Origin of the sequence: Bifidobacterium sp. UTCIF-1 (assembly GCF_006408915.1) — a bacterium.
In the GTDB taxonomy this organism is placed as follows: domain Bacteria; phylum Actinomycetota; class Actinomycetes; order Actinomycetales; family Bifidobacteriaceae; genus Bifidobacterium; species Bifidobacterium reuteri.
Genome location: NZ_JFAG01000001.1, coordinates 235,207 through 244,809, shown reverse-complemented (window position 1 = coordinate 244,809; position 9,603 = coordinate 235,207). Strand labels below are relative to the sequence as shown.

At 62.1% G+C, this 9,603-nt stretch carries 6 protein-coding genes; 5 read left to right on the top strand and 1 reads right to left on the bottom strand.

Annotated features, from left to right (window positions below; all coding sequences use genetic code 11):
* Positions 1 to 724: fibronectin type III-like domain-contianing protein (locus BW09_RS00960; RefSeq protein ID WP_181162091.1), on the top strand; the 724-nt coding region annotated here is incomplete at its 5' end.
* Between the two features lie 355 nt (positions 725 to 1,079).
* On the opposite strand, the gene BW09_RS00955 is transcribed toward BW09_RS00960, so the two are convergent.
* Positions 1,080 to 1,679, bottom strand: a complete 600-nt coding sequence (locus tag BW09_RS00955; RefSeq protein ID WP_044088695.1) for a TetR/AcrR family transcriptional regulator — start codon at positions 1,677 to 1,679, stop codon at positions 1,080 to 1,082.
* 360 nt (positions 1,680 to 2,039) lie between these two features.
* Between BW09_RS00955 and BW09_RS00950 the strand changes: the two genes are divergently transcribed.
* The 4 genes from BW09_RS00950 to BW09_RS00935 all read left to right on the top strand — a co-directional run bounded on the left by BW09_RS00950 (position 2,040) and on the right by BW09_RS00935 (position 9,191).
* Positions 2,040 to 4,307, top strand: coding sequence for an exo-alpha-(1->6)-L-arabinopyranosidase (locus BW09_RS00950; RefSeq protein ID WP_140463672.1), 2,268 nt, complete (start codon positions 2,040 to 2,042; stop codon positions 4,305 to 4,307).
* A gap of 329 nt (positions 4,308 to 4,636) precedes the next feature.
* Complete coding sequence (locus BW09_RS00945) at positions 4,637 to 5,173, top strand: MarR family winged helix-turn-helix transcriptional regulator (RefSeq protein ID WP_044088693.1); 537 nt, start codon at positions 4,637 to 4,639, stop codon at positions 5,171 to 5,173.
* Between the two features lie 77 nt (positions 5,174 to 5,250).
* Positions 5,251 to 7,170, top strand: coding sequence for an ABC transporter ATP-binding protein (locus BW09_RS00940; protein WP_044088740.1), 1,920 nt, complete (start codon positions 5,251 to 5,253; stop codon positions 7,168 to 7,170).
* Positions 7,167 to 9,191 carry an ABC transporter ATP-binding protein gene (locus BW09_RS00935; protein WP_044088692.1) on the top strand — a complete coding sequence of 675 codons (2,025 nt, stop codon included), beginning with the start codon at positions 7,167 to 7,169 and terminating at the stop codon, positions 9,189 to 9,191. The genes BW09_RS00940 and BW09_RS00935 overlap by 4 nt, the downstream gene beginning before the upstream one ends.
* Positions 9,192 to 9,603 lie beyond the last annotated feature (412 nt).

The following is a 9,603-nucleotide window of genomic DNA, read 5'->3' as shown; positions in this document are numbered from 1 at the left end:
GCGCGAAACCGGCAAGCCGATGGTCACCGTGCTCATCAGCTCCAAGCCGCAGGTGCTGCCCGCCTCCATCGTGGGTGAGAACGGCGTGTTGGCCAAGCGTGTGAGCGACCCGTCCACCGGAACCGGCTCCATCCTGTGGGCCGCGAACCCCGGTATGAAGGGTGGTCAGGCCATTGCCGAGATCATTCTCGGTCTCACCAACCCGTCCGGCCGCATCCCGGTCACCTTCCCGCGTCACGCCGGTCAGCTGCCGGTCTACTACAACCAGGTCCGAGGACAGCACGGCGACCGCTACGCCGACCTCACCCAAGATCCGGCATTCGCGTTCGGCGAGGGTCTGAGCTACACGACGTTCGAGTACGGCGAACCCCGGATCATCGGCGGCGCGACCGACGAGGATGGCGCGTTTGCGGTGGGTGACACCGTGCACGCCGAGATCGACCTCACCAACACGGGCGACCGTGCGGGCACCGAGGTGGTACAGGCATACATCGGCGACATCGTCACCTCCTACAGCTGGACCGACCGCGAGCTCAAGGCCTTCCAGCGCGTGGACCTCGAGCCGGGCGAGACCAAGACCGTGGCCTTCGACATCCCGGTAGCCGACTGCACCATCGTGGACCCGGACGCCAACCGCATCGTCGAGCCCGGCGAATTCGAACTGCTCATCGGCCACTCGTCCCGCCGCGATGAGCTCAAGCGCACCACGTTCACCGTGGCGTGACGCCGCCGCTTCGCGTTCCCGTGATGTCCCTGAGGCTGCCCTGCTCTTGCTTGTTCCGGCAAGGCGGGGCCGCCTTTTGCGTATCCCATCTACCCTGATGAGTGTTCTGGGCATATGGCGATGATTTGGCGTGCAGGAGTAGCTTTTCTGGGCATATGACGACCAGTTATTCTGGGCATATCCATACCATGAAGCCGGTTCTGGGCATATGCGGTACATGAGGAGGGGAAAATCGTTTCCTCATGTACCGCATATGCCCAGAATGCGTTGTAGGGATTCGTATATGTACCGCATATGCCCAGAACCAGGGCCGCTACTGGTGCGGGCGCCGGCGGAAGCAGAACCGGCCTGTGCCCTACCGATACCCCTCCCACAAAGGCAGGGGCATGAGAACGTCTTCGCAATCCGCCCACATGGCGGCAAGGTCCTGGCCGGGGGAGCGCAGCCAGCGCAGCTGGAGGCCATCCATCATCGAGAAGCCGGCCTGCAGAAGATGCTCCACGTTCACGCCATCCGGCACGCGCCAGTTGATGTTGAGCGCGTTGGCCACGGTGTCGTGCTCGCGGCGGGCGAAATAGTCGTGCGCCGGATGCGCGGGGTCGAGCGCCTCGGCGCTCAGGGTGGAGAACATGTGCACCAGCGCCGGGCGTGTGGCATTCACCGCCACCACCTTGCGCCACATTTCGGCGATGAGCGGACGCGCCTCGGTGACCATCGTGGCCATGATGTCCACGGTCTGCTGGTCGTAGGTTTCGGTGAGCGCGAGGTCCAGCAATCCCTCCTTGCTGCCCACGTAATGCAGTACGCCGGCCTTGGTGAGTCCGACCTCGGTGGCGATGCGTTGCAGCGAGGTGCCGTAGTAGCCGAGTCTGCCGAAGGATTCGACGGTCGCCTCGATGATGGCGCTGCGGCGGTCGTCCGCCGACGCGGCGGGGGAGGGGGTGGGATCGTTCATGCGTTTCTCTTCTCCGCTCCCGAGCCCGGGAGCTGGTAACTGGTGCGGTTGCTGGTGCAGGCGGGGCGATGGGGCTTGCACAACGACTTCCGCACAGTGTATTGCTGCATCGTATCAAGCAAGATTATCTGCTACCTTACGGTCGGTTGGTAAGGATTCCAAATGATTTCGGTGTGTTGCGTCGTCAATTCTGATACTCTACCTACCAACCGGTTGGTCTAGGCGGTATTGCCTGATGGAATTCGCGGATGAACCTCACTGGGCAGCGGGATATCGAATCCCCGAGATTCGTTCCCTTGCCGACGTCCGGACCGAACCGCGCAAAACGACTGACATCGCACACGACTCAAGGAAAGAGGCATCAAGAGCGAAACCAACGCAACCCCGACCTACCCCTCCGTCAAGGATCTGACCCTCGAGGAGAAGGCGTCCCTGACCTCCGGCGGAGACGCCTGGCACCTGCAGAGCGTCGAGCACAAGGGCATCCCCGGCTACATGATCACCGACGGCCCCCACGGCCTGAGGAAATCCCTGGCCTCCAACACCAGCGAAACCGACCTCAACGACTCCGTGCCGGCCACCTGCTTCCCGCCGGCCGCAGGCCTCTCCAGCTCGTGGAACCCAGCGCTCATCCGCAAAGTCGGCGAGGTGATGGGCGAGGAGTGCGTGCAGGAGAAGGTCGCTGTGATCCTCGGCCCCGGCGTCAACATCAAGCGCAACCCGCTCGGTGGCCGCTGCTTCGAGTACTGGTCCGAGGACCCGTATCTGGCCGGCCATGAGGCGGTCGGCATCGTCGAGGGCGTGCAATCCAAGGGCGTGGGCACCTCGCTGAAGCACTTCGCCGCCAACAACCAGGAGACCGACCGCCTGCGCGTGGACGCCCGCATCAGCCAGCGGGCCCTACGCGAGATCTACCTGCCGGCCTTCGAGCACATCGTCAAGACCGCCCAGCCGTGGACCATCATGTGCTCCTACAACAGAATCAACGGTGTGCACTCCGCCCAGAACCACTGGCTGCTGACCGACGTGCTGCGCGACGAATGGGGCTTCAAGGGCATCGTCATGTCCGACTGGGGCGCCGACCACGACCGCGTGGCGTCCCTGAACGCCGGCCTGAACCTCGAAATGCCGCCGAGCTACACGGATGACCAGATTGTGTACGCCGCACGCGACGGCCGCATCGACCCAGCTCAGCTCGACCGCATGGCCCAGGGCATGATCGACCTGACCAACAAGGCCCGCGCCGCGATGAGCATCGACGGCTACCGTTTCGATGTGGACGCACATGACGAGGTGGCTCGCCAGGCCGCCGTGGAATCCATCGTCATGCTCAAGAACGAGGACGCGATCCTGCCGATTGACCCTGCCGGAGGCAAGAAGCTCGCCGTCATCGGAGAATTCGCGCGCACCCCGCGTTATCAGGGCGGCGGCTCCTCGCACATCACCCCCACCAAGATGACATCGTTCCTCGACGCTCTGGACGAGCGCGGCATCAAGGCTGACTTCGCCCCCGGCTTCACGCTCGACCTTGCCCCGGCCGACTCCGCGCTGACGCTCGAAGCCGTCGAAACCGCGCGCGACGCCGACGTGGTCCTCATGTTCCTCGGGCTTCCCGAGGAGGCCGAGTCCGAGGGCTTCGACCGCACGACGCTCGACATTCCCGCCAAGCAGATCGAACTGCTGCGTCAAGTGGCTGCGGAGAACCCGAACGTCGTCGTAGTGCTGTCCAACGGTTCTGTGGTAACCGTGCACCCGTGGGCCGATGCCTCCAAGTCGATCCTCGAATCCTGGCTGCTCGGACAGGCCGGCGGCCGCGCGCTCGCCGATGTGGTCTTCGGCGAGGCGAGTCCGTCCGGCAAACTCGCCCAGTCCATCCCGATGGACATCAACGACGACCCGAGCATGCTCAACTGGCCCGGCGAGGAAGGCCACGTCGACTACGGCGAAGGCGTGTTCGTCGGCTACCGCTATTACGACACCTATAACAAGGCCGTCGATTACCCGTTCGGCTACGGCTTGAGCTACGCGACGTTCGAGATCGGCGACGTGGCCGTGGCCAAGACCGGTGCCAACACCGCATCTGTGACCGCGACCGTGACCAACACGTCCGACACGCCCGCCGCCGAAACCGTTCAGGTCTACGTGGCGCCCGGCAAGGCCGACGTTGCCCGTCCGGTCCACGAGCTCAAGGGCTTCGAGAAGGTGTTCCTCGGAGCCGGCGAATCCAAGACCGTGACCATCGAGCTCAATGAGCGCGCCTTCGCCTACTGGTCCGAGAAGTACAACGACTGGCATGTCGAAGCTGGCGAATACACGGTGGAGGTCGGCGTCTCCAGCCGCGACATCGCCGCCAGCATCGCGGTGACGCTCGACGGTGACGGCAAGTCCATGCCGCTGAACGAATGGTCGACGTTCGGCGAATGGTCCGCCGACCCGGTCGGCGCCAAGGTGGTCGAGGCGGTGGGTGCCGCCGGCGAACGCGGCGATATGCCCAAGCTGCCGGACAACGACATGATGCGCCTGTTCCTCAATTCCATGCCGATCAACTCGCTGCCCACGCTGCTGGGCGAGTCCGGCAAGGACCTCACCGCCTTCATGCTCGACGAATACGCGGCGCTGACCAAGTAGCAGCAGTCCGGTCAGACGGTCCGTCGGCCTGACGTCGCGACATACCAAAGGGGAGTTCGCAGAACCACGGTTGTCACAGACAGCCATTGGGTTTCGCGCCATTGCGCGAAGCCCATCCGCCGTTCTGCGAACACCCCTTCGACGTATCGGCCGGCAACGAGCTATTGGTCTGTGCAAAGCTTCCTACAAGGCCCACTGACATGGTGGCCCCCAATGGACGACAGGCAATTGTTGTATGCGGAACTGTTGTATATGGGACGTAATAACATGCTTCAATGCAGATTAGATGCACATGGAATGCATAGTCAACTGTCGCGAATGGAGGGGTTGTGGACCGTCGTATCCTCAGCTTCGATTTGCGGGCGCTCGTCAAGGCGGTGAATCGGTATCTGGGTGAGACGATGCCGGAATCGGCGCGTATCGCCACAGGCGGGAACGCGCATATCATCATGTTCCTTGCCCGTAATCGGGACAAGGACATCTACCAGCACACCATCGAACAGAAGTTCTGCATCAGCCGGTCCACAGCCTCACGTGTGCTGGCGTTGATGGAGAGGAAAGGGCTTATCGTGCGCGAATCGGTCGCCCACGATGCCCGGCTCAAGAAAATCGTGCTCACCGAAAAGGCGGATGCCATCGTCGCCGACCTCACGGCGAATGGCGAGCGAGTGGAGCGTCTGCTGTCGAAGGGATTCACCCAGGCGGAGACCGAACAGCTCATGCAATACGTGCAACGGTTGCGTGCCAACGTGGACGCAGCGCAGCAGGCGTTCGAGCTGCGGCAAGAACAGCCCCGACATGAAACCAAACAATTCGACCATGACGAAATATCGGATACGGAGAACAAGAAGGAGGAGAGCAAATGAGCGATACCACAGCAAAACGTACTGCACGTACTGCAATAGCAGACAGCGATGATGCAGTCGCCACCGAAGCCGCGATCATGCGGTCGCGCAAGGCCGTCGAACCGGAACGCCCCAAGCATGTCATCCGGACGCTGGCGGGATCGATGCGCGAATACACCAAGGAGAGTTTCCTGGCCCCGCTGTTCGTGTTCATCGAGGCCATTCTGGAAATCGTGATTCCTACCGTGATGGCCACCCTGATCGACCAGGGCATCACCGGCGGCTCCATGCCCGCCATCATCAGGTTCGGCCTGATCCTGCTGGCCTGCTCCCTGGTTTCGCTGGGTTGCGGCTTCCTGGCCGGAAAGTACGCTGCCATCGCGGCCGCCGGTTTCGCCAAGAACCTGCGCCACGACCAATTCGAACAGGTGCAGCGCTTCAGCTTCACCAACATCGACCGCTTCTCCACCGGTTCGATCATCACGCGCCTGACCACTGATGTGACCAACCTGCAGATGGCGTACGGCATGATGGTGCGTATGGGCGTGCGCGCCCCGATCATGGTGATCGTGGCGTGGATCTTCTCCTACCGCATCAGCCCGAGCATCTCCATGGTGTTCCTCGCCTGCATTCCGATCCTGGCCATCGGCCTGTGCGGTCTGGCGGTGCTGGTGCATCCGGTGTTCGAGCGTGTGTTCCACACCTACGATGCCCTCAACAACGTGGTGGACGAGAACCTGCAGGGTGTCCGCGTGGTGAAGTCCTACAACCGCGAATCCTTTGAAATCAACAAGTTCGACAGGATCTCCAAGCGCATCTTCAAGGACTTCACACTCGCCGAACGCATCATGAGCTTCAACAATCCAATCATGATGTTCTGCATCTACGCCTCGATGATCCTCATCGCATGGCTGGGCGCCCAGCAGATCGTCGCCTCGGGCAACAACGCCGCCATCGGCCTGACCACTGGAGACTTGACCGCTCTGGTGACCTACGCCATGCAGATCCTCATGGCCATGATGATGCTGTCGATGATTTTCGTCATGTTCATCATCTCCCAGGCCTCCGCCGAGCGCATCTGCCAGGTGCTTCAGGAGAAGAGCACCGTGGTCGATCCGGAAACCCCGATCTCGACCGTGGCCGACGGCTCCATCGAATTCGACGATGTCACGTTCCGCTATTCCGACAGCTCCGAAAAGCCGGTGCTTGATGACATCAACCTGACCATCCCCTCCGGCGCCACCATCGGCATCGTCGGCGGCACGGGTTCGGCGAAATCCTCGCTCGTCCAGCTCATTCCCAGGCTCTACGACGTTTCCTCCGGCTCGCTCAAGGTAGGCGGCCGCGATGTGCGCGACTATGACCTCGAGGTGCTGCGCGACCAGGTGGCCATGGTGCTGCAGAAGAACGTGCTGTTCTCCGGCACCATCGCCGAAAACCTGCGCTGGGGCAATCCGGATGCCACGGACGAGGATCTGCGCCATGCCTGCCAGCTTGCCCAGGCGGACGGCTTCATCCAGGAATTCCCGGACAAGTACGACACGTACATCGAACAGGGCGGCACCAACGTCTCCGGTGGCCAGCGTCAGCGTCTGTGCATCGCACGCGCACTGCTCAAGAAGCCGAAGATCCTGATTCTCGACGACTCCACCTCCGCCGTCGACACCAAGACCGACAAGCTGATCCGCGAGGCGTTCCACCATGAGATCCCGGACACCACCAAGATCATCATCGCCCAGCGCGTGGCCTCGGTGCAGGAGTCGGACATGATCCTCGTCATGGACGAAGGCCGCATCATGGCACGCGGCACCCATGAGGAGCTGCTCAGGACCTGCGACGAATACCGGTCCATCTACGAATCCCAGACCAAGAACACCGCTCAAGGCCAGATGGAACTCGACCGGTCCGCAGCCGACCAGTCCGCGGCCGAGGAGGCCGCGAAGGTCAGAGGCGTCGATTCCAATAGCGAATCCAGCAATGAGTCTGGTGACAAGGCACAGGAAGGAGAGGCGCGATGAGCGACAAGCAGAATCAACGGAATTTCCGCAACCGCAAACCCGCGATGGGCAAGGCGGCTCCCGGCACCACCAAGCGCATCTTCGGATACATCCTGCAATACCGTTGGCGTGTGGTGGCCATCGTGGCGTGCATCCTCATTGGCGCTATCGCACAGGCCGGTTCCGCCCTATTCCTGCAGACCCTCATCGATAAGTACATCCTGCCGATGGTCGGGCAGAGCAATCCCGATTGGGTGCCTCTGATCCGCGCCATCACCCTGATGGGTTGCCTGTATGCGGCCGGTATCGTTTCCTCCTGGCTGTGGGTATGGCTGGTCGTGACGGTCGAACAGGGCACGTTGAAGAAGATCCGCGACGACATGTTCGCCCACCAGCAGCATCTGCCGATCCGCTACTTCGACACCAACGAGCACGGCGACATCATGAGCCGTTACACCAACGACACGGATACGCTGCGTCAGGCCATCAGCCAGTCGTTCCCGCAGATGTTCTCCGCCGGCATCTCCGCGCTGGCGGCCGTGATCGCCATGTTCTGGTTGTCAGTGCCGCTCACGTTGTTCGTGCTCCTGTTCACCGTGCTGCTGTACTTCATAGTGCGCGCGATCGTCGGCCGTGCCGGACGCTATTTCGTCAAGCAGCAGCAGTGGCTGGGCGATGTGAACGCCTTCGTGGAGGAATCCGTCAACGGCCAGAAGGTCATCAAGGTCTTCAACCATGAGGAGACCACCCAGCGCACCTTCGACCAGAAGAACCAGGAACTGTTCGAGGCGTCCGCCGAGGCCAACACCTGGGGCAACGTCACCATGCCGGTGGTGGGCAATATGGGCTATGTGCTGTACATCCTGCTCGCCATCGTGGGCGGTGCCATGGCGCTTGGCGGCGTGGGCAACTTCGGCCTGTCCGGCGCAGGCCCGCTGACCCTCGGCACCTTGGTCTCGCTGCTGACGCTGTCCCGTTCGTTCATCAACCCACTCGGCCAGGTCTCCATGCAGCTCAACATGGTGATGATGGCGCTCGCCGGTGCCTCCCGAATCTTCGCGTTGATGGATGAACCGGTGGAGTCGGACGGCGGCACGGTGACGCTGGTCAACGTGGAACTGGGCGAAGACGGCCGCACCATGACGGAGGTCGACCATGAGACCGGCCACTGGGCTTGGAAGCGCGAAGCCGGCGATGATGGCACCCGTTCGCTTAAGGCTGCGGAGAAACTGCATGGCACCGCACGCGAGGTGGCTTTGAAGGCCAAGGAGCAGGCGATTACCTCGCCTGACGGCAGGCTCACGCTGTTGCAGGGCGATGTGCGTTTCACCAACGTGACTTTCGGCTACAACCCGGACAAGCCGGTGCTGCACGACATCACCTGGTTCGCCAAGCCGGGGCAGAAGATGGCGCTTGTGGGCGCCACCGGCGCCGGCAAGACCACGGTGACCAACCTCATCAACCGGTTCTACGACATCCAGGAAGGCCAGATCCTCTACGACGGCATCGACGTGAAGAACATTCGCAAGCCTGACCTGCGCCGATCGCTGGGCGTTGTGCTTCAGGACGTGAACCTGTTCACCGGCACCGTGATGGACAACATCCGCTACGGCCGCCTGGACGCCACCGACGAGGAGTGCATCGAGGCTGCGAAGCTCGTGAACGCGGACGGCTTCATCCGCATGCTGCCTCAGGGATACCAGACCGTGCTCGAGGGAGACGGCTCCGGCCTGTCCCAAGGCCAGCGCCAGCTGATCTCCATCGCCCGCGCCGCCGTGGCCGATTCCCCGGCGCTGATCCTTGACGAGGCCACCTCGTCGATCGATACGCGTACCGAGGAGGTCGTACAGGCCGGCATGGACGCACTGATGAAGGGACGAACGGTCTTCGTGATCGCCCACCGTCTCTCCACCGTGCGCAACTCCGATGTGATCATGGTGCTCGACCATGGACGCATCATCGAGCGCGGCTCCCACGACGAGCTCATCGCGCTCAAGGGCGAGTACTACCAGCTCTACACCGGTGCCGTGGAACTGGAGTAAGACCTCCTGCCGTCTGCTGCCTGCAGCATTCCATGGCACGGTATTTGCGAAATATCTCTCACTGACGAAAAGCCAGTGAGAGATATTTTTACAAATACAGGGATGTAGTCAGCGGAAATCATCCCCGTGGCTTTGGAAGAAGCGGTGTGTCGAATTGCCTGTTGAACTGCCTGCCGAACTGCCACGTGAGGTGCGATATGGCCTAGCTGCGTGCTACGATATGCACCGTTGTGAGGCATTGATCCGTTATCAGCGGGGAGTCTTCGGAAGAACGGCGGAATCCGCATGCGCGGCATTCGCCCAGTAGAACCGACGGGATCGGCCCGAGACAGCCGAACATAAGCGGTCGCGCGGGTTTTCCGTTGCAAGGTGTCACAGCCTGAGGCGGGGAAGCGGTGCGATAAGCGAGGTG

Coding starts and splice junctions, on each gene's coding strand:
- BW09_RS00955 (WP_044088695.1), bottom strand. CDS start 1,679: ATGAACGATCCCACCCCCTCCCCCGCCGCGTCGGCGGACGACCGCCGC.
- BW09_RS00940 (WP_044088740.1), top strand. CDS start 5,251: ATGCGGTCGCGCAAGGCCGTCGAACCGGAACGCCCCAAGCATGTCATC.
- BW09_RS00935 (WP_044088692.1), top strand. CDS start 7,167: ATGAGCGACAAGCAGAATCAACGGAATTTCCGCAACCGCAAACCCGCG.